The organism is Methylobacterium indicum, from assembly GCF_017347565.1.
Taxonomy (GTDB): domain Bacteria; phylum Pseudomonadota; class Alphaproteobacteria; order Rhizobiales; family Beijerinckiaceae; genus Methylobacterium; species Methylobacterium indicum.
Window position 1 is genome coordinate 3,240,152 of the sequence record NZ_AP024145.1, and the last position, 17,712, is coordinate 3,257,863.

Genomic DNA, 17,712 nt, shown 5'->3' on the forward strand with positions numbered 1-17,712 from the left:
GCTAAGGTTGCCCTTTCCGGTCGCGGCCCCCGGGCCCATCTTCCCTTAGGCAGGCAGACGCGAGAGCCATGACGCGAGACATAGCCCCGAATCCGTCAGCCCCGATTCCGTCGGGGGAGGACCGTCCCGGCCTCTCGGCCACCATCCGGTCGCATCTCGGCGGCCAGCTCCGGGCGACCTACGAGGCCCTGGGCGACACCGACCCGGACAACCGGTTCGCCGACCTGATCGCCCGCCTGGAAGCGGCGCTCAAGGTCCAGGGCGAGGCCGTGTTGCCGGAATTCCGCAACGGGCTCCTGCAGGCCGTGCCCTCCCTGCGGGCCTTCGCCCTGTCGCTCACCAGCAACCCGGCCCGGGCCGACGACCTGGTGCAAGACACGCTCCTGAAGGGCTGGCAGCACCGGGCCCGCTTCCAGCCCGGCACCAACCTGAACGCCTGGCTGTTCACGATCCTGCGCAACATCTTCTACTCCGACCACCGCAAGCGGGTGCGCGAGGTCGAGGACCAGGACGGCTCCTACGCCGCGCGGCTCGCCACCGCGCCGCATCAGGGCGACCGGCTCGACGTCGAGGATCTGCAGAGCGCGCTCGCCAAGCTGCCGCCGGACCAGCGCGAGGCCCTGGTCCTCGTCGGGGCCGAGGGCGTGTCCTACGAGGAGGCGGCGGCGATCATGGGCTGCAAGGTGGGCACGGTGAAGAGCCGTGTCAGCCGCGCCCGCGGCCGCCTGGCGGAACTCCTGGGCTACGACGAGGAAGATCTCGGCACCGATCGTCTGATCCAGTCGGCGATGCCGAAGGACGCCTGATCGGGTCCCCTGCCCCGGCGGAGTACACCTGCCGGGTTCCCGTGATTCTCGTCGTGCCGGGCACGATAAATCTGACCGCGTCGATTGAACCGTTTCGCCAACAGCGACGTTACATCCCCCGAGAGCCGCCCCGCTCGACCGGGGTGGACTGGACGAAACGGAGACCCATCCGATGAAGAAGACCCTTCTGGCCGCCGCCGCCCTCGCCCTCACCCTGCCGATGGCCGCCCAGGCCCAGGGCCTGCTGCCCGGCGCGCAGCGCGGCGCCGAGGATGGTGCTGCCGCGGCCGGTCCGGTCGGCGCGATCGTGGGCGGTGCCGTCGGCGCCGCGACCGGTGCGGTCGGCGGCCTTCTCGGCGTCGACGAGCGTCCGCGCTTCCGCTCCTATGCCGTGCGCCAGCACCGCTCCTACGACTGGGACGGCGACGTGGCCGTCGGCGGCGTGCTGCCCTCGTCGGGCGTGAGCTACTACGAGGTCCCGTCCGAGTACGGCATCCGCGGCCGCCGTTACACCGTGGTCAACGACCGCGTCGTGCTGGTCGACCCGGGCACCCGCCGCATCGTGCAGGTCATCGACTAAGTTCATCGACGAGGTCGCTCGACTACCCCGTCTTTGGGTGCGCCGCCTTACGGTGGCGCACACTCCGACAGCAAAGCCCTGGCCATTGCGCCGGGGCTTTCTGCGTTGTCGGTCAGAAAAGTCCCTAGTGTTGTTGCGGCACAGCCTGCAACGAAACACCCTCGCGCGTCGTTCTGCATGAGGACTGCGCGGATCGACAAGATCCGCTTGAGCGAGATCCAGAGCGATACGGATTCCCCATGCCCTCCGATCCCTACGAGAATCACGATGCCGCGCTGCCGGAGCCGGTGCGCGAACACCTCGGGAAGCAGCTCCGCTCGACCTACAACGCCGAGGCCGGGAAGCCGGACTATCTCGGCGACCCCGTCCTGCCCGCGGAGTTCACCCCACAGCTGCGCCGGCTCGAGAGCCGGTTGAAGGCGCACGACACCGGCCGCGAGGCGGTCGAGGACGTGGTCAACAACATCCTGCGCGAGCTGCCGCGGAGACCGTGACGCCCGGACGGCCCCGTCAATGCGCCGGAGGTGGAATCGCCGGGCCGGCGATGTCGGGCTGCAGCAGCGAGACGGTGATCGCCCGGGTGACGTGCTCGGCCATGCAGCGATAGCCGAGATCGGCGAGGCGGAAGCCGGCGCCGGATTGGGCCGGAGCGCCCTTCAGGGCGCTGATCGCCCGGGTGGCGAGGTAGCGCATCGCCTCGTAGCGCTGCACCAGGGGCACCTGCTCGCGCTCGGCGACCTTCTGGATCGCGAGCACGAACTGGCGGTAATAGTCGTCCTTGGCGAGGCTCGCGGTGTATTGGGGATCGACCAGCACCACGTCGATGCCGTGCGACTTGATCCAGGCCACCGTCTCGGCGAGCGACTGCGAGAATTCCTCGATGTCGACGCGGGCGAGCGCGTCGTTGCCGCCGACCTGCCAGACCACGAGGTCGGGCTCGATCTCCGCCACCTGATTGCGCAGTCGCTCCGCCGCCCCGAAGGCGATCTCGCCGGAGACGCCCCGGCTCTCCACCGTCACCTCGATGTCGGGAAGCGAGCGGGTCAGGGCGTCCTCAAGCCGCACCGGATAGGTCGCGGCGGTGCCGAGCCCTCCCGAGTTGGAGCCGATGGTCAGGACCTGGACGGCACGGTGCTCGCGCAGGGCCTTCTTGACCGCCTTGAGCTTGGCCAGGGTGTAGAGCTTCGAGCCCGGCACCCGGCATTCCGGCGACAGGCTCGGATCGGGCGCGTCCGCGCTCGGCGCGGTGGCCTGGAGCGCCGGGATCTCGGCCAGGGCGGGCTGGGACGGCGCCTGTGCCGGTTGCACCTGGGCCGCCGGCGGCGTCGTCGACTGCGCCTGCACGGCGAAGCCGAGGCTTGCGACCAAGGCGAAGCTCACGCCGCCGAGGAGGGACGGGGAGAGCGAGAGCGCCATTCGACGAACCATGCCGTGAAGGAGAGTGAGGCTAAGCCGCATCCTACGACAAAGACGTCGGTTGCGAAACCTCCCCCGGTCCAGAACCGAATCAGTTGTGCACCGAGGCTCGCGACCGAACCGACCGAGAAGACCGCGAGCGAGTTGCGCCCGAGGCCGGCGAGCTGCTCCGTGAGCCAGCGCGCCCGCGGCTGGACCAGCCCGAACACGGCCTGGAAGGCGAGCAGCACGCCGAGGAAGTGCACCAGGCGCGCCGGCGACAGGTAGGACTTGTCGAAGATGAAGAGCAGGCGCGGCTCCGGCACCGCCAGCGGATCGGGCCGCAGGTTGAACCAGGACAGGATCGCGCCGACGATGACGATGACGATGCCGAGCGGCATCAGCCGGCGCCGCCAGACCACGAAGCGCCCGGAGCCGCGCCGCCACTCATGCGCGGCGAAGCCCAGCACCAGCAGCAGCTGCCAGCAGAACGGGTTGAAGAACCAGTGGCCCTCCATCGGCCAGCTCGGGATATTGATCTCGAAGACCAGGCTGACGGCGTAGAGCAGCACCGAGATCCCGATCGACAACCCGAGATGCACCCGCGCGAGCAGCACGAAGGCCGGGGCGAGGCCGAGCAGCACCACGTAGAGCGGCAGGATGTTGAAGAAGCCGAGCTGGTGCAGCAGCGTCACCCAGCCGACGGTGGCCTGGATCGGGTCGCTGAAGATCGGCCCGGCATTGTGCCATTCCACCAGCAGCGGGTTGTCAAGGTAGAGGGCGGCGCCCGCCAGCATCGCCAGCGCCAGCGCCGTGATGACGAGCTGCGCGCGGTAGACCTCGACCATGCGCGAGAGGAGCCGCAGCACCGTGCGGAGCGCCGGCTCGGGCGTGCCGTCGCGCCCGCGGGTGGCGATGCCGATCGACCAGCCGGCCAGGAAGACGAACAGCTCGGCGGCGTCCGAGATGCCGTACTGGGAGTAGGTATAGTTCTGGAAGAAATTGCCCGGGATGTGGTTGATGAAGATCGTGATCAGGGCGATGCCGCGCCAGAAATCGACCGCATTCGGTTCACGCATGATGCCCGTGGTCCCTGTTGCGGGTCTCGCTCGGCGAATCGCGGAGCGCCGCGCGGCCTGTCGGCGCGACGCAAGTCGGGTGCCGTCGCGCTACTTCACGATCCGGTCGAGGCGGTTGTTGACGAAGAAGTACAGCTCCTTGGCGCCGGGCTCGGTGTAGAGCACCTGCACCTCGCGCTGGCCCCGCCCGCTCTCGCCGACCAGCACGTCGGTCGGCGGGTGGCCCTTGAGCCGCACCAGCTCGCATTCGGGGATGCCGGGGGCGATCTCGGTGGCGGTCGCCGGGACCGGCCCGGTGCAGGTGCCGTCCTGCGCCAGGACCGGGCCCCAGGCCGGAACCGGCGGCGGGGGCTTGGGCGCGGCGATCACCGGCGGCGGGGCGGCCCGGTCGGTGCTGCCGCCGCAGCCCGCGAGCGCCAGCGTACCGACGCCCATGAGGGCCGCCACTATGCGCCGCATCGTCGTCTGGCCGGTCATCGTGCCTCGTCCGTCCTCGGGCCGCTTCCCCGCGCGGCCAGGGCCGTCTCGTAGAGGCGGAGCGCATCCCCGCGCAAGGCCGCCCGCGACGCCTGGCGGAAATAGAACATGTGCCCGCCGGGATAGACCGACAGGGCGAGGCGAGCCGGCGTGCCGTAGGACGGCATCTGGTCGAGAATCAGCTTCGAGGCGAAGTACGGGGTGACGAGGTCGGTGTAGCCGTGGGCGACGAGGACCCGCAGGTTGCCGTCGAGGGCGAGCGCCTGGCGCAGTTCCCCCACCACCTCCGGAGCGGAGCGGCCCCCGCCCCAGTTCCAGGCGCCGTTGACCGCGTTGCTCAGAAGCTCGTAGCGCAGGTTCGGCACCCGCCAGTTCAGGGTGCGGGCGGTGAGGTCGATCATCGCGCTGGTCAGCGGCGCCTGCATGGCGGTGAGGATCGGGTCCTGGAACCGGCCGAAGGCGGCGCTCGGATCGGGGTCCCATCCGGTCACGCCGGTATCGTAGGCGCTCGCCACCCGGCCCGCGTCGCGGTCGGCCTCGCGCTGGTAGCTCGCCCCGGAGACCCGGCCGGCCTGGCGGCGGACCAGGGCCGGGTCGAGCCCGGTCAGGCTCGCGACCCGCTCGGTGAGGCGGTCGAGGGCGGCGGAATCGGTCGGCCCGCGCAGGAGATCCGACAGGTAGGGACCGGTGGCGTAGGTCTCGATCTCGCGCATCCGCGCGGGACCGGGCGTCTCGCCGCGCCGCTCCAGCCCGGCGGCGGCGAGCGAGGGCAGCCGCGTCACGGCGCCGAGCGGGTTGTGCCGCGGCGGCTGGAGGTAGCCGAAATCGAGCACCGGCGAGAGCAGCACCAGCCCCGACAGACCGACCCCGACGTCGTCCTGGAGCTTGCGGGCGACGAGCGGCCCGCGGAAGCCCCCGTAGCTCTCGCCGAGGAAGAATTTTGGCGAGGCGAGCCGGTCGTTGGTGCGCAGCCAGCGGGCGATCACCGCCGACAGCACGGAGGCGTCGCTCTCGACCCCGTAATAGCGCTTCGCGTCGTCGCCGGTCGCGCGGCTGTAGCCGGTGCCGACGGGATCGATGAAGACGAGGTCGGTGAAGTCGAGCCAGGTCTCGTCGTTGGGTGCCGGCACCGGCGCCATCGAGGGGCTGATGCTGGTGCCGTCGAGGGGCAGGCGCCAGGGCCCGACCGCCGCGAGGTTGAGATAGGCCGAGGACGCTCCCGGTCCGCCATTGACCGCGAAGGTGACGGGCCGCGTCGTCGCGTCCTTGCCCGCCAGGGTGAAGGCCGTGACGGCGATCTCGGCCTGGAGCTTGCCCGATTCGTCGACCAGCGGCAGGCTGCCGGCCGTCGCCGTGAAGCTCAAGCTTCGCCCGCCCGACAGGGTGAGGCTGTGCTGGGTCGTCGCGTCGGGCGGCAGGCGCCGCCCCTCGGGCTGGCGCGCCTCCTGCCGGTTGTCCTGGCGGGCCTGCTGCGCCAGGACGGCCGGGGCGGGTCCGAGGCACAGGACCGCCGCGAGCGCGAGGATCCGGGTCGTGATGCGGGTCATGACGTCTCCTCGCGAGGCCGGTTCGTTGTAGGGTTCCGCCTCCGGATCGCGGAGGGATGGGGCGCGGGATCCCCCTCCCCCACCCTGGAGAAGGGAGATGGGCTCGATCTCGATCCGCATCGTTCGAGCGGAGGCGGCATCACGCCTTCTTCTGCCAGCGGCCGCTCTCGTCCTGCTGCCAGTAGGCGACGCTATGGCCGGCCTCCTTGGCACCGCGCCACTGCTCGCGGGCGCGCAACAGTGCGTCCTGGTCGGTGCCGTCGAACAGGATGCAGATGCGCTGGTAGTCGCCCGCGTCGTCGGGCAGGGACGCCCCCTCGACCAGGAAGCGGATCGAGGCGGCGTTGGGGTTGGCGTCGCGCAGGGTCAGCACCACCGGCTGCGTCGCGCAGTCGGGATCGCGGTCGGTGCCATGGGGCAGAAAACTCTCCTCCGAGAAGACCCAGAGGTGGTCGTCGAGGGCCTGCAGCCGCTCCTCGCTCGTCGCCTGGATGGCGACGCGCCATTGCCGCTCCAGGGATTTCTCCAGGAGGCTCGGCAGCACCGCCTCGAGGGGCTGGCGCTGCATGTGGTAGAACAGGATCTCGGTCACGGTCGTGGAAGATAGGGCGCCCGGGGCCGGCGGCACCGGCCCGGGGTGCGAGGGTCAGGCCGCGGCCTGGGCGTGGCTCTGGGCTTGACCGAGCAGCTTCACGAGGTCGCAGCCGGCATAGAGATCGTGGGCGACGCCGGCCGCCCGCAAGGCAGCTTCCAGCTCGCCCGGCTTGCCGGCGAGGTAGAGCGTGGTGGCGCCGGCCGCCCGCAGCGCCTCGGCGGCGGCGACCGCCTCTTCGGCATAGACCGCATCCGACGAGCACAGGCAGGCGACGCGCGTTCCCGAGGCCCGGAAGGCCTCCGCCATGGCGGCGTGATCCGCAAAGCCCTCGTTCGTCACCGCCTCGATGCCGCCGGCCTCGAAGGCGTTGCGGGCGAAGGTGGCGCGGGTGTTGAAGGCGCTCAACGGCCCGAGATTGGCGAGGAAGACCCGCGGGCGCCGCCCGGTCCGGGCGAGCGCCGCGTCGGAGGCGTCGCGCAGGGCCTCGTAGGGCTCGGCGAGGCGTCGCGAGGGCAGCGCCCCTTCCGGCACGGGATCGGCCGCCGGGGCCGGCGCCAGCACCGCCACCGGGGCCTCGTGCAGGTCCGGGAACTCGCTGGTGCCGGTGATCGGCTGGCGGCGGGTGGCGAGTTCGGCGTCGCGGGCTTGGCGGAGCGCCGCGAGGCGGGCCGCCAGGGCGCCGGAGCGCAGGCTGGCGGCGATCCCCCCGTCCCGCTCGATCGCCTGGAACTGCGCCCAGGCCTCGGTGCAGAGCGCCTCGGTCAGGGTCTCGAAGCCGCCCGCGCCGGCGGCCGGGTCGGCGACGCGCCAGAGGTTGGCCTCGTCGAGGAGGACGTGCTGGGTGTTGCGGGCGCAGCGGCGCGCGAAGGCGTCGGGCAGGCCGAGCGCCGCGGTGAAGGGCAGGACCGTGATCGCGTCCGCTCCGCCGAGGCCGGCCGAGAAGGCGGCGGCGGTGGCGCGCAGCAGGTTGACCCAGGGGTCGCGCTTCGTCGTGCTGCGCCAGGCGGTCTCGGCATGGAGGCGGAGCGGCGCGGGGTCGAGCCCGCAGGCCTCCTCCACCCGCGCCCACAGCCGGCGCAGGGCCCGGGTCTTGGCGACCGTCAGGAACTCGTCGGAATCGGCGACCAGCAGGAAGGCCAGGGCGTCACGGGCGCGCTCCAGCGGGATGCCGCCGGCCTCGAGCGCCCGCAGCGTCGCGAGCGCGCCGGAGAGGAGCGCGGCGAGTTCCAGCGCCTCGCCGGCCCCGGCCTCGTGGAACGGGCGGGCATCGGCCAGGAAGGCGCGGCCGGTGAAACCGGCGGCGTCGAGGTCGCGCAGGATCTCAGGCAGCGCCGGCCAGGGCGGGGCCGCGCCGGTCGCGGCCTCGACCGCCACGGGATCGAGGCCGAGATCGATGTCGAGGGTGCCGAGATCGTCGCCCCGGGCCCTGGCGAGGGCGACGAGCGCCGTGGCGGCGTCCGGGCCCGCGGCGCCGGCATCGAGCCGCAGGCCGATCAGCGGCAGCATCACGCCCGAGAGCGCCGCCTCGATCGCCTGCGGGCCGGGGAGGCCGAAGCCGCGTGCGGCGGGGCTCTTCGCCAGCACCAGGGTCAGGGCGTCGGCGCCGCCTTCGAGGTCGGTGAGCGCCAGGGCGTTGGCCTCGGCCGGATCGGGATGGTCGACCCGCTGGCTGACGCGCCAGCGGCCGGGCGCCGCGCGGCCCGGCTGGGGGGCGGCCTCGGCCGCGGGATAGAGCGGGGCGACCTCGATGCCGTCCGGGGTGCGGCGCACCAGCCGCTTCTCGAAATCGGCGCCTTTCAGCACCCCGTCGACCAGGGCACGCCACTGCGCCTCGGTGGCGGCCGGAAAGGCGGCGGCGAGCGTCGTATCGTCCATGTCGCGGGTCCTCGTGGCGCGGATCTCTCCCTAACGCCAGCACATAGCCGCGCCACACGCCATTGGTCGAGGTCCGTCGCGGCGGCGGAGGTGCGCGCACCCCCGCCGCGACGCTCAGCCGAAGATGATCAGCCCGGCGAAGCCGGCCGCGCCGACCAGGATGCGCCACCAGGCGAACAGCGCGAAGCCGTGCCGCGAGACGTAGTCGAGGAGCTTGCGGACCACGAACAGGGCCGACAGGAACGCCACCACGAAGCCGATGGCGATCAGCCCGACATCGTCCTTCGACAGGTTCTTGTAGTTGTCGAGCAGGTCCTTGGCGAAGGCGCCCGCCATGGTGGGCATAGCGAGGTAGAACGAGAACTCGGTGGCGGCCCGCTTGCCCGAGCCCATCAGCATCGCCCCCACGATGGTGGCGCCCGAACGCGACACGCCGGGGATCATCGCCAGGCACTGGAAGAAGCCGATCTTCAAGGCCATCGGCAGCGAGTACTGGTGCACGTCGTCGTATTTCTGCTCAATCTCGGTCTCGTCGATGACGAGCAGCACGAGGCCGCCGGCGACGAGCGTCGAGCAGATGATCCAGGGATTGAACAGGTAGAACTTGATGTACTTCGAAAACAGGCCGCCGATGATCGCGGCGGGCAGGAACGCGACCAGGATCGCCAGGATGAACCGGCGGGCGCTCGGGTCGCGGGGCGCGCGCCGCAGCAGGTCGAGGAGCTGGCGGAAATAGACGCCGACGATCGCCAGGATGGCGCCGAGCTGGATCAGCACCTCGAAGGTGTTGTTCGGCGATTCGAACCCGATGAAGTGGCCGACGAGGAGCTGGTGGCCGGTCGAGGAGACCGGGATGAACTCGGTCGCGCCCTCGACGAGGGCGAGCACCACGGCCTTGCCGATGCTGGCGAGATCCATCACCGCGCTCCCCGAACCATCGTCGTGCCGCGCGCGGGGCCGCCCGCCCTCCTGCGTGTCGCCGTCGTCATCGTCGCCTGCTCTCGTGGTCGCGCCGCGGGCGGTCGCGACCGCGCCCGGCGGGGATGGGGAAGGACATCGGATCGCCCCGGGCCCGGCCCGTACGGCGCACCGGCCCGGCGGGGCCTCTGTGGCAAGACCTCTATGGCAAGTCTGTGGTGGCGGGGCCGGCATGCCCGGGGGGCCGGACCGCTCCGGCCACATGGCTCGTCCGACCGGATGGCTCGTCCGACCGGATGGCTCGTCCGACCGGCGCAGCCTCGCACCGGCATGGTTGAGGCTCGGTTACCAGCCCGGCATCGTCGTGTTAAGGATGCCGAAAGACATAGCCATGGTGGTGACCGGGCGTTAATCACGCGCGGGCCAAGCCTGACACAGACGCGACCCCCGCACGACCCACCGCGAGCCGACTTTCAAGGCCAGCCAACAGACGAAGCGCGAAACGGCCCCGCATGGCGACGCTCCATCACTCCTCGTTCTGCCCGCATTCCCGCTTCGTGCGCCTGGTGATGGCCGAGATGGGCATGGAGCCCCTGCTCGTCGAAGAGCGCCCCTGGGAGCGTCGGGAGGACTTCCTGATGCTCAACCCCGCCGGCACCACGCCGGTGCTGGTGGAGGAAGGCGGCCTCGCCGTGCCGGGCGGCAGCGTCATCGCCGAGTATCTCGACGAGACCCGGGGCCTCGGGCTGAGCGGCATCCGGCTCCTGCCGGAGGCGCCCGCCGCCCGCGTCGAGGTGCGGCGCCTCCTCGACTGGTTCCTGCAGAAGTTCGACCAGGAGGTGACCGCCTACCTCGTCACCGAGAAGATCCACAAGCGCTTCATGACCTCGCAGCACGGCGGGGGCCCGCCGGACATGAACGCGATCCGGGCGGCGCGCAGCAACGTGCGCTACCACCTGAAATACATCGGCTACCTGATCTCGCGGCGGAACTGGCTGGCGGGCAGCCAGCTGACCTATGCCGACCTCGCGGCCGCCGCGCACCTGTCCTGCGTCGACTATCTCGGCGACGTGCCGTGGGACGAGGACGAGATGGCGCGCCACTGGTACGCCCGGGTGAAGTCGCGCCCGTCCTTCCGCAGCCTGCTCGCCGACCGGGTGGCCGGCATGGCGCCGGCCGAGCATTACGCGGATCTCGACTTCTGACGGCGGCCCCGACCCCGGACAAGCTGCGGCACTTCCTCGAGACCCGCGCCCGGACGCTCGGCTTCGACGCGCTCGCGGTCACCCGGCCCGACGCGGTGCCGGCCCTGCCCGGGCGGCTCTCCGCCTGGCTCGCCGCCGGCCATCACGGCGAGATGACCTGGATGGAGGAGCGCACGGCCGAGCGCGCCGACCCGGCGCGGCTGTGGCCGGACCTGCGCAGCATCGTGATGCTCGGGATGAATGCCGGGCCGGAGGGCGATCCGCTGGCGGCCCTCGCCGATCCGGCGCGGGGGTCGATCGCCGTCTATGCGCGCCGGCGCGACTATCACGACGTGATCAAGGGCAAGCTCAAGGAGCTCGGCGGCGCCTTCGCGGCCAAGGCGGGGGCCAAGGTCAAGGTCTTCGTCGACACCGCGCCGGTGATGGAGAAGCCGCTCGCCGAAGCCGCGGGCCTCGGCTGGCAGGGCAAGCACAGCGTGCTGGTGTCGCGCAAGTTCGGCAACTGGCTCCTGCTCGGAGCGATCTACACCACGGCCGAACTGTCCGTCGACGCGCCCGAGAGCGACCATTGCGGCCGCTGCCGGCGCTGCCTCGACGCCTGCCCGACGAACGCCTTTCCGGCCCCCTACCGGCTCGATGCCCGGCGCTGCCTCGCCTACCTGACGATCGAGCACGAGGGACCGATCCCGGCGGAGTTCCGGGAGCCGATGGGCAACCGGGTCTTCGGCTGCGACGATTGCCTGGCGGTCTGCCCGTGGAACAAGTTCGCGGCCGCCGCCCGGGAGGCGCGGCTCTCGGCCCGCACGGACCTCGCCGCCCCTCCCCTGGCCGAGCTGGCCCGGCTCGACGAGGCGCGCTTCCGCCAGCGTTTCGCCGGCACGCCGATCAAGCGGACGGGGCGCGACCGCTTCCTGCGCAACGTCCTCATCGCGGTGGGCAATTCAGGACGGCAGGACTTGGCCGGCGAAGCGCTGCGGCTCCTCGACGATGCGGCGCCGCTCGTGCGCGGCATGGCGGTGTGGGCGCTCGCCCGCCTCGGCCGCCTGCCCCCCGGCCCGCCGCCGGACGAGACCGATCGCGACGTGCTGGCCGAGTGGGATCTGGCGAAAAATCCGGGCGTCCAGAGGGCGAGCCCTCTGGCGGGTGCAGGGCGGCGCCCTGCATAAGACCGCACATCCTTCAGGCAGGGCTCGGTCTATGAACCTGTTCGTCTTCGGGCTCGGCTACACGGCCGGCCACTTCGCGGCGCGCGAGCGCGCCCGCTTCGCCTCCGTCACCGCGACCCGCCAGGCGCCCGCCGCGGTCGACGGGGCGACGCTGCGGGTCTTCTCGCTGGAGGACGCCGACCCGCGGATCGCCGACGACCTCGCCCGGGCCGACGCGATCCTGGTGTCGATCCCGCCGGATTCCGGGCACGACCCGGCGCTCCACGCCTTCGCGGACGCCATCGCGAAAAGCCCGGCCCGCTGGATCGGCTACCTCTCGACGATCGGGGTCTACGGCGACCAGGGCGGCGCCTGGATCGACGAGGCGACGCCGCCCACCCCCACCCACCAGCGCACCCGCGACCGGGTGGCGGCGGAAGAGGCCTGGCTGGCGCTCGGCGCGCGGACCGGCAAGGCGGTGCAGGTCTTCCGGCTGTCGGGCATCTACGGGCCGGGCCGCAACGCCTTCGAGAAGCTGCGCCAGGGCAAGGCGCAGCGCATCGTCAAGCCGGGTCAGGTGTTCAATCGGATCCATGTCGACGACATCGCGACCACGCTCGCCGCCTCCCTCGACCGCCCGCGCCCGGGCGCGGTCTACAACGTCACCGACGACGAGCCCGCCCCGCCCCAGGACGTGACGGCCTTCGCGGCGGACCTCGCCGGACTGCCGCTGCCGCCGGCGGTCGATTTCGACACCGCCAGCCTCAGTCCGATGGCGCGCAGCTTCTACGGCGAGAACAAGCGGGTGCGGAACCGGCGGATCCGGGAGGAACTGGGGGTGGAACTGGCCTACCCGACGTATCGGGAGGGGTTGCGGGGGTTGGTGTAGGGGCACTCGATATCCGTCGGCCACCTCCCCGCCCCTTCTGTCGTCCGGTCTGCAGCTCGTTTCGCACCAGTGATGATGTTATGCGTTACGCATCGCATAACAGATCCTGTGATCCAGAGCTTTGCGGACAAGCGAACCCGTGCATTTCATGAGGATGGCTCGTGCCATCCATCATGGCGCAGTTTCGAGAGACTTGCTGCGCGGAAGCTCGATGCTCTGGATGCCGCCGTGGCGCTGGACGACTTGCGCAGCCCTCCGGGCAACAGGCTAGAAGCGCTGAAGGGCGATCGAGCGGGGCAACATAGCATCCGCATCAACGACCAATGGCGACTCTGTTTTGTGTGGTGCGAGAGTGGACCGCACGACGTAGAAATCGTCGACTACCATCATGAGGGGCGGAGTTTCGGCATGGCTCGGAGCCGTACGCATCCCGGCGAGTATCTGCTCGAAGAATACCTCAAGCCGCTGCATCTCAGCGCCCGCCGGCTCGCGGAAGCGCTCGACATTCCTCATAATCGGGTCAGCGACATCGTCCGCGGGCGCCGCAGCGTCACCGCCGACACGGCATTGAGGCTTGGACGTTACTTCGGGACTACTGCGCAGTTTTGGATCAACCTCCAGACAGCCTACGACCTCGCCAATGCGCAGCGATCGATCGATCTGTCCCGGATTATCCCCAGGGCACCGTCCGAGGTCCTGCCGGTTTGACTGAGAGCAGTCATATCTGCTGGCGGCGCAGAAACAGCGCCGCCGCGCGGCCGGTCCTCACGCCGCGTGCCGCCCCGCTTCCGCGCCGAAATGCCCGATATACCGCTTGGCGATCGCCTCGACGGGCAGCACCACGAACACGTCGGTCGTGCCGAACTGGTAATCGACCACCGCCCCGTCGCCGAAGGTGGCGCCGACCCGCAGATACCCCTTGATCAAGGGCGGCAGGGCATGGAGGGCGGCCTTCGGGTCGATCGCCTCGCGGCTGAGGCGGTCCATGGCGACGTGGCGGCCGGGCAGTGCGCGGGCGCGCCAGCCCTCGGGGGCGCGGGCGAAATGGTGCAGGAAGCTCAGGGGCAGCGCCAGGCGGTCGGGGTCGGTGCCCTCGAGGCTGGCGCAGCCGAGCATCGCGTCGATGCGGTGGTGCAGGACGTAGGTCCAGATGCCGTGCCACAGGAGCTCGACGGTGCGCTTGGTGCGGTAGGGCTTGAGCACGCAGGAGCGGCCGAGCTCCAGCAGCCGCTTGCCCGCATTGGCCTCCAGCACCGGGCCGAGATCGTACTCGCCCGCGGTGTAGAAGCCGAAATGCCGGTCGGCCTGCTCCTGGCGCAGCAGCCGGTAGGTGCCGACCACCCGGGGCTTGGGCTTGCGGAACGGCGTCTGCTCCTTTGCGTCGTGGTCGATCACCAGGAGGTGGTCGCAGACCGCGTCGTACTCGTCGGCGTCGCGGCGCTTGAGCAGGGCCATGCCGGTCGGGATCGCCGCCATCTCCTCGTAGAAGACGCGGTAGCGCAGGCGCTGGGCCCGCTTGATCTCCTTGGGCGTCGTCGCGAGGCGCACCTCCAGCGAGCCGATGCGGCCGAGCACCGGGTCGAGGCCGGGGGTCTCGAAATGCCTCAGGCGCGGGAAGAGCCGCGCGGTCTGGCCGAACCCCTTCTGGCCGATGTCCTTGAGGTGGATGCCGCCCTCGGCGGCGCGGCCGAGGAGGCGCGCGAGGGGGATGCCGGGCGGGGCGTCGCGGCCGTCGCCGGAGGGGCCGCGGGTGAGGAACGGAACCATGGTCGAGGCATCCCGTGCGGCGCCGACCGATCCGGCGCCCGTGGAGCGGTCGCCGCGACCGTCCCCGCGTGCCGACACAACACCACGAAGCCGGCACGGGAATATGACAAGGGTTGTTGAGATCGATCAGAGGGTTGGCGGGGCAGCCCTGCCCCGCCCGCGCGCCGTTCAGACGAACTGGCTCAGGCCCGGGATCGAGCCGACGATCGGCCCCATCACGTCCTCGCCGGCCTTCTCGCGGCCATAGGCGAACAGCTCGCGGCCGAGCGGCTGCATCTGGTTCATCGGCACGCCGGCCGACATCAGCTTCTGGCCGAGCGCCATCACGCCGCCGCCCATCATGCCGCCGAGCATGCCCATCAGGCCGCCGCCGCCCTCGCCGGCGCCGGCCTGGGCGATCGCCGCCTCGGAGCCCGGCATGGCGGCGATGAGCTGGTTGACCTCCGTCGCCGGGCCCTCCTTCTGCAGGAAGGCCAGGATGTGGCCGATCGCCGTCTGGGCCGTGGTCGCGTCCAGTCCCGTGGCCTGCGTCACCCGGGCAACAAGCTCTTCCATCGTGGTCTCCCGCGCGTCGGCACCGCCCATGTCGGTGGGGTGACATGCGGCCTGCGACCGGGCGGTCTTCGGCGAAGGCCGCCGCGAAATCAAGGCGGGGAGCCGAATCCCGGCGGCCGCGGCGTTGACAGACGGGATGCGGACCCGTAACGGAGACATCTGGCGCGCGGACCGTGAGGGACCGTGTGCCGTCGCGTTCGCGGACCGCCCTTCGGGCGCCCGAGCGTCAATTGCCAAAAAGACGATCCCGGCGAAAAGCCGGAGGTCGGATGGAACACGGACGAGAACGATGTTCGCAGTGATCAAGACCGGCGGCAAGCAGTACCGCGTCGCCGCCAACGACGTCATCACGATCGAGAAGCTCGAGGGCGAGGCCGGCACCGCGGTCACCTTCGGCGAGGTGCTGCTGTTCACCGACGGCGCCGGCGCGACCCAGGTCGGCGCCCCGCTGGTCTCCGGCGTCAGCGTCGCCGGCGAGATCGTCAAGCAGGCCCGCGGCCCGAAGGTCATCGCCTTCAAGAAGCGCCGCCGTCAGAACTCGCGCCGCAAGCGCGGTCACCGCCAGGACCTCACCGTGGTCCGCGTCACGGGCATCAGCGCCGCTTAAAGCTGGCCGCGAGCCCTTTTCCCAGAATTCAGGAGTTAGCCCCATGGCTCACAAGAAGGCAGGCGGTTCGTCCCGCAACGGTCGCGATTCGGCTGGTCGTCGTCTCGGCGTGAAGAAGTTCGGCAGCGAGGCCGTGATCGCCGGCAACATCATCGTGCGTCAGCGCGGCACCAAGTGGCATCCCGGCGTCAACGTCGGCATGGGCACCGACCACACCCTGTTCGCCCTTACCGCCGGCAAGGTGCAATTTATTACGAAACGCGGTCGCGCCTTCGTAACGGTCGTCGCCAACGACGCCGGCCCGGCCCTGGAGGCCGCAGAATAACCCGACGGAGCCAGTGACGAGGGAGCTCCGCCGGTGTCCCCACACCGACCCGGCGACTCCTGCTCACCTTAGGCCCCGAAACGGCCAAGCTCCGAGCGAGATCACGAGGGGAAGGTGGGGAACCACCTTCCCTTTCGTCGTTCTCGTAACCGTGCCCGAGCGGGAGGCTCTGGGTTCGGATCGGAGTCAGGCGATGTTTCCCGACCTCACCCGCGACGATGTCTTCCGGCTCGAGACCCGGAGGCTGTGGCTGCGCTGGGCCCGTCAGGCCGATGCGCAAGCCCTCGTTCGATTCGCCGGTGAGAAAGCCGTAGCCGGGATGACCGCCCGAATTCCGCATCCGCTCGATCCGCCCTCCGTGGACAATTTCATCCTGGAGTCGCGGCGGGCCAACGCGGAGGGCCGCGCGCTGGTCATGGCGATCACGCCGCGGCGGCACCCGACCCAGGCGATCGGCATCGTCAGCATCGAGCCCGACCCAGACGGCCACGCGCCGCATCTCGGCTACTGGCTCGGCACGCCGCACTGGGGCCAGGGCCTCGCCACGGAAGCCGCGCGGGCGATGATCGACGCGTTCTTCGCCTATACCGAGGGCGAGGAGCTGTCCTCCTCGGCCCGGGTGGTCAACCCGGCGTCGCGGCGGGTCCTGGAGAAGTGCGGCTTCGCCTCGGTCGGCTCGGGCCTCCAGGCCTTTCCGGCCCGGGGCGGCGTCTTCCCGGTCGACCGGTTCCGGCTCGACCGGCGCGCCTGGGACAGCCTGAAGACCTGGCACGCCGCCGGTCTCGTCTTCGCGCGCCACGACGGGGCGGAATGCCGCGTCGGCGCCTGATCGTTCGATAAGATCCGGCGGCCGGGGTCCCCTCCCCGGCCGCCTTTCCCCATTCAGGAGTTCGTCCCGTGAAGTTCCTCGACGAGGCCAAGGTCTACGTCCGCTCGGGAGACGGCGGCGCCGGCTGCGTCTCGTTCCGACGCGAAAAGTTCATCGAGTTCGGCGGGCCGGATGGCGGCGACGGCGGCCGCGGCGGCGACGTCTGGATCGAGTGCGTCGAGGGGCTCAACACCCTGATCGACTACCGCTACCAGCAGCATTTCAAGGCCCGCAAGGGCGAGCACGGCTCGGGCCGCAACCGTGCCGGCGGCAAGGGCGAGGACGTGATCCTCAAGGTGCCGGCCGGCACCGAGATCCTGTCGGAGGACCGCGAGACCCTGATCGCCGACATGACCACGGTCGGTCAGCGCTTCCGCCTCGCCAAGGGCGGCAACGGCGGCTTCGGCAACGCCTACTTCACCACCTCGACCAACCGCGCCCCGAAACACGCCAATCCGGGCCTCGAAGGCCAGGAGCACTGGCTGTGGCTGCGCCTGAAGCTGATCGCCGATGCCGGCCTCGTCGGGCTTCCCAACGCCGGCAAGTCGACCTTCCTGGCCACCGTGACGGCGGCCAAGCCCAAGATCGCCGACTATCCCTTCACCACCCTGCATCCGGGGCTCGGCGTCGTGCGGGTCGACACCCGCGAGTTCGTGCTCGCCGACATCCCGGGCCTCATCGAGGGCGCGCACGAGGGCGTGGGCCTGGGCGACAAGTTCCTGGCCCATGTCGAGCGCTGCCGGGTGCTGCTCCATCTCGTCGAGGGCACGAGCGAGGATGCCGGCGCCGCCTACCGGCTGGTGCGCACCGAGCTCGAAGCTTACGGTCACGGGCTCGAGGACAAGCCCGAGGTGGTCGCGCTGTCGAAGGCCGACACCCTCGATCCCGAGACGCTGGAGCTCCAGGTCGCCCGGATCGAGGATGAGACCGGCCAGAAGCCGCTGATCCTGTCCTCGGCGACCCGCCAGGGCGTGACCGAGGCCCTGCGGACGCTCATGGCCCGCATGGACGCGGCCGCCGCCGAAACGCCGGTAGAACGGCCGGCCTGGCAGCCGTGACGTAGCCCGGGACGCCGCCAA

The 17,712-nt window shown here is 71.0% G+C and carries 20 protein-coding genes and 1 pseudogene; 12 read left to right on the forward strand and 9 right to left on the reverse strand.

Going from position 1 to position 17,712, the window contains the following annotated elements:
- The first annotated feature begins 68 nt into the window (after positions 1 to 68).
- The 3 genes from miv_RS15130 (at position 69) to miv_RS15140 (ending at position 1,880) form a co-directional block, all read left to right on the forward strand.
- Positions 69 to 806 (forward strand): sigma-70 family RNA polymerase sigma factor, encoded by a 738-nt coding sequence (locus miv_RS15130; protein ID WP_048428428.1) that lies wholly within the window; start codon positions 69 to 71, stop codon positions 804 to 806.
- 172 nt (positions 807 to 978) lie between these two features.
- Complete coding sequence (locus tag miv_RS15135; protein ID WP_048428427.1) at positions 979 to 1,386, forward strand: DUF1236 domain-containing protein; 408 nt, start codon at positions 979 to 981, stop codon at positions 1,384 to 1,386.
- A gap of 239 nt (positions 1,387 to 1,625) precedes the next feature.
- Positions 1,626 to 1,880 (forward strand): hypothetical protein, encoded by a 255-nt coding sequence (locus tag miv_RS15140; RefSeq protein ID WP_207183321.1) that lies wholly within the window; start codon positions 1,626 to 1,628, stop codon positions 1,878 to 1,880.
- A 16-nt stretch (positions 1,881 to 1,896) separates the two neighbouring features.
- Here the strand turns inward: miv_RS15140 and miv_RS15145 are convergent, their stop codons facing one another.
- The 7 genes from miv_RS15145 to miv_RS15175 form a co-directional block, all read right to left on the reverse strand.
- Positions 1,897 to 2,802, reverse strand: a complete 906-nt coding sequence (locus miv_RS15145) for an SGNH/GDSL hydrolase family protein (protein ID WP_082171908.1) — start codon at positions 2,800 to 2,802, stop codon at positions 1,897 to 1,899.
- Positions 2,763 to 3,860 (reverse strand): OpgC family protein, encoded by a 1,098-nt coding sequence (locus miv_RS15150; protein ID WP_048428425.1) that lies wholly within the window; start codon positions 3,858 to 3,860, stop codon positions 2,763 to 2,765. The genes miv_RS15145 and miv_RS15150 overlap by 40 nt, the downstream gene beginning before the upstream one ends.
- Before the next feature lie 90 nt (positions 3,861 to 3,950).
- A complete protein-coding gene (locus miv_RS15155; protein WP_244749015.1) occupies positions 3,951 to 4,337 on the reverse strand; it encodes a hypothetical protein in 387 nt (128 codons plus the stop codon).
- Positions 4,334 to 5,884, reverse strand: coding sequence for a S10 family peptidase (locus miv_RS15160; RefSeq protein ID WP_207183322.1), 1,551 nt, complete (start codon positions 5,882 to 5,884; stop codon positions 4,334 to 4,336). The genes miv_RS15155 and miv_RS15160 overlap by 4 nt, the downstream gene beginning before the upstream one ends.
- Positions 5,885 to 6,023: 139 nt before the next feature.
- Positions 6,024 to 6,476: a DNA polymerase III subunit chi gene (locus tag miv_RS15165; protein ID WP_048428422.1), complete on the reverse strand. Its 453-nt coding sequence runs from the start codon at positions 6,474 to 6,476 to the stop codon at positions 6,024 to 6,026.
- Positions 6,477 to 6,530: 54 nt separating this feature from the next.
- Positions 6,531 to 8,354 (reverse strand): methylmalonyl-CoA mutase family protein, encoded by a 1,824-nt coding sequence (locus tag miv_RS15170; RefSeq protein WP_207183323.1) that lies wholly within the window; start codon positions 8,352 to 8,354, stop codon positions 6,531 to 6,533.
- Between the two features lie 114 nt (positions 8,355 to 8,468).
- Entirely contained in the window at positions 8,469 to 9,272 is an 804-nt protein-coding gene (locus miv_RS15175; protein ID WP_048428420.1) for an undecaprenyl-diphosphate phosphatase, read from the reverse strand.
- A gap of 512 nt (positions 9,273 to 9,784) precedes the next feature.
- Between miv_RS15175 and miv_RS15180 the strand changes: the two genes are divergently transcribed.
- The 5 genes and pseudogenes from miv_RS15180 (at position 9,785) to miv_RS15200 (ending at position 13,219) form a co-directional block, all read left to right on the forward strand.
- Positions 9,785 to 10,477 (forward strand): glutathione S-transferase family protein, encoded by a 693-nt coding sequence (locus miv_RS15180; protein WP_048428419.1) that lies wholly within the window; start codon positions 9,785 to 9,787, stop codon positions 10,475 to 10,477.
- Positions 10,474 to 11,643, forward strand: a complete 1,170-nt coding sequence (queG, locus tag miv_RS15185) for a tRNA epoxyqueuosine(34) reductase QueG (RefSeq protein ID WP_425312984.1) — start codon at positions 10,474 to 10,476, stop codon at positions 11,641 to 11,643. The genes miv_RS15180 and queG overlap by 4 nt, the downstream gene beginning before the upstream one ends.
- A 31-nt stretch (positions 11,644 to 11,674) precedes the next feature.
- The gene (locus miv_RS15190) at positions 11,675 to 12,511 is read left to right on the forward strand and encodes an SDR family oxidoreductase (RefSeq protein WP_207183324.1); all 837 of its coding nucleotides are present in this window, start codon (positions 11,675 to 11,677) and stop codon (positions 12,509 to 12,511) included.
- A 108-nt stretch (positions 12,512 to 12,619) separates the two neighbouring features.
- A pseudogene (locus miv_RS15195) lies at positions 12,620 to 12,898 on the forward strand (type II toxin-antitoxin system RelE/ParE family toxin); the annotation flags it as partial.
- Positions 12,899 to 12,919: 21 nt separating this feature from the next.
- Positions 12,920 to 13,219, forward strand: a complete 300-nt coding sequence (locus tag miv_RS15200; RefSeq protein WP_207183504.1) for a HigA family addiction module antitoxin — start codon at positions 12,920 to 12,922, stop codon at positions 13,217 to 13,219.
- A gap of 57 nt (positions 13,220 to 13,276) precedes the next feature.
- On the opposite strand, the gene olsB is transcribed toward miv_RS15200, so the two are convergent.
- Together olsB and miv_RS15210 are read right to left on the reverse strand one after the other, a co-directional pair.
- Entirely contained in the window at positions 13,277 to 14,278 is a 1,002-nt protein-coding gene (olsB, locus tag miv_RS15205) for a l-ornithine N(alpha)-acyltransferase (RefSeq protein ID WP_207183325.1), read from the reverse strand.
- Positions 14,279 to 14,446: 168 nt separating this feature from the next.
- Positions 14,447 to 14,833 (reverse strand): DUF2267 domain-containing protein, encoded by a 387-nt coding sequence (locus miv_RS15210; RefSeq protein ID WP_048428415.1) that lies wholly within the window; start codon positions 14,831 to 14,833, stop codon positions 14,447 to 14,449.
- A 289-nt stretch (positions 14,834 to 15,122) separates the two neighbouring features.
- Here miv_RS15210 and rplU point away from each other — a divergent pair, with 289 nt between their 5' ends.
- The 4 genes from rplU (at position 15,123) to obgE (ending at position 17,691) form a co-directional block, all read left to right on the forward strand.
- Positions 15,123 to 15,440 carry a 50S ribosomal protein L21 gene (gene rplU, locus miv_RS15215; protein ID WP_048436258.1) on the forward strand — a complete coding sequence of 106 codons (318 nt, stop codon included), beginning with the start codon at positions 15,123 to 15,125 and terminating at the stop codon, positions 15,438 to 15,440.
- Positions 15,441 to 15,483: 43 nt separating this feature from the next.
- Positions 15,484 to 15,765 (forward strand): 50S ribosomal protein L27, encoded by a 282-nt coding sequence (gene rpmA, locus miv_RS15220; RefSeq protein WP_060846406.1) that lies wholly within the window; start codon positions 15,484 to 15,486, stop codon positions 15,763 to 15,765.
- Between the two features lie 193 nt (positions 15,766 to 15,958).
- The gene (locus miv_RS15225; RefSeq protein ID WP_091750843.1) at positions 15,959 to 16,594 is read left to right on the forward strand and encodes a GNAT family N-acetyltransferase; all 636 of its coding nucleotides are present in this window, start codon (positions 15,959 to 15,961) and stop codon (positions 16,592 to 16,594) included.
- 68 nt (positions 16,595 to 16,662) lie between these two features.
- Positions 16,663 to 17,691 (forward strand): GTPase ObgE, encoded by a 1,029-nt coding sequence (obgE, locus tag miv_RS15230; RefSeq protein ID WP_207183326.1) that lies wholly within the window; start codon positions 16,663 to 16,665, stop codon positions 17,689 to 17,691.
- Positions 17,692 to 17,712: the final 21 nt, after the last annotated feature.

What these genes read in the sequence shown, in the direction of transcription:
- miv_RS15210 (WP_048428415.1), bottom strand. Translation starts at nt 14,833, where the DNA reads ATGGAAGAGCTTGTTGCCCGGGTGACGCAGGCCACGGGACTGGACGCG.
- miv_RS15135 (WP_048428427.1), top strand. Translation starts at nt 979, where the DNA reads ATGAAGAAGACCCTTCTGGCCGCCGCCGCCCTCGCCCTCACCCTGCCG.
- miv_RS15155 (WP_244749015.1), bottom strand. Translation starts at nt 4,337, where the DNA reads ATGACCGGCCAGACGACGATGCGGCGCATAGTGGCGGCCCTCATGGGC.
- miv_RS15225 (WP_091750843.1), top strand. Translation starts at nt 15,959, where the DNA reads ATGTTTCCCGACCTCACCCGCGACGATGTCTTCCGGCTCGAGACCCGG.
- rplU (WP_048436258.1), top strand. Translation starts at nt 15,123, where the DNA reads ATGTTCGCAGTGATCAAGACCGGCGGCAAGCAGTACCGCGTCGCCGCC.
- miv_RS15150 (WP_048428425.1), bottom strand. Translation starts at nt 3,860, where the DNA reads ATGCGTGAACCGAATGCGGTCGATTTCTGGCGCGGCATCGCCCTGATC.
- miv_RS15140 (WP_207183321.1), top strand. Translation starts at nt 1,626, where the DNA reads ATGCCCTCCGATCCCTACGAGAATCACGATGCCGCGCTGCCGGAGCCG.
- olsB (WP_207183325.1), bottom strand. Translation starts at nt 14,278, where the DNA reads ATGGTTCCGTTCCTCACCCGCGGCCCCTCCGGCGACGGCCGCGACGCC.
- miv_RS15130 (WP_048428428.1), top strand. Translation starts at nt 69, where the DNA reads ATGACGCGAGACATAGCCCCGAATCCGTCAGCCCCGATTCCGTCGGGG.
- miv_RS15160 (WP_207183322.1), bottom strand. Translation starts at nt 5,884, where the DNA reads ATGACCCGCATCACGACCCGGATCCTCGCGCTCGCGGCGGTCCTGTGC.
- miv_RS15190 (WP_207183324.1), top strand. Translation starts at nt 11,675, where the DNA reads ATGAACCTGTTCGTCTTCGGGCTCGGCTACACGGCCGGCCACTTCGCG.
- miv_RS15200 (WP_207183504.1), top strand. Translation starts at nt 12,920, where the DNA reads ATGGCTCGGAGCCGTACGCATCCCGGCGAGTATCTGCTCGAAGAATAC.
- rpmA (WP_060846406.1), top strand. Translation starts at nt 15,484, where the DNA reads ATGGCTCACAAGAAGGCAGGCGGTTCGTCCCGCAACGGTCGCGATTCG.
- miv_RS15175 (WP_048428420.1), bottom strand. Translation starts at nt 9,272, where the DNA reads ATGGATCTCGCCAGCATCGGCAAGGCCGTGGTGCTCGCCCTCGTCGAG.
- miv_RS15170 (WP_207183323.1), bottom strand. Translation starts at nt 8,354, where the DNA reads ATGGACGATACGACGCTCGCCGCCGCCTTTCCGGCCGCCACCGAGGCG.
- miv_RS15145 (WP_082171908.1), bottom strand. Translation starts at nt 2,802, where the DNA reads ATGGCGCTCTCGCTCTCCCCGTCCCTCCTCGGCGGCGTGAGCTTCGCC.
- miv_RS15180 (WP_048428419.1), top strand. Translation starts at nt 9,785, where the DNA reads ATGGCGACGCTCCATCACTCCTCGTTCTGCCCGCATTCCCGCTTCGTG.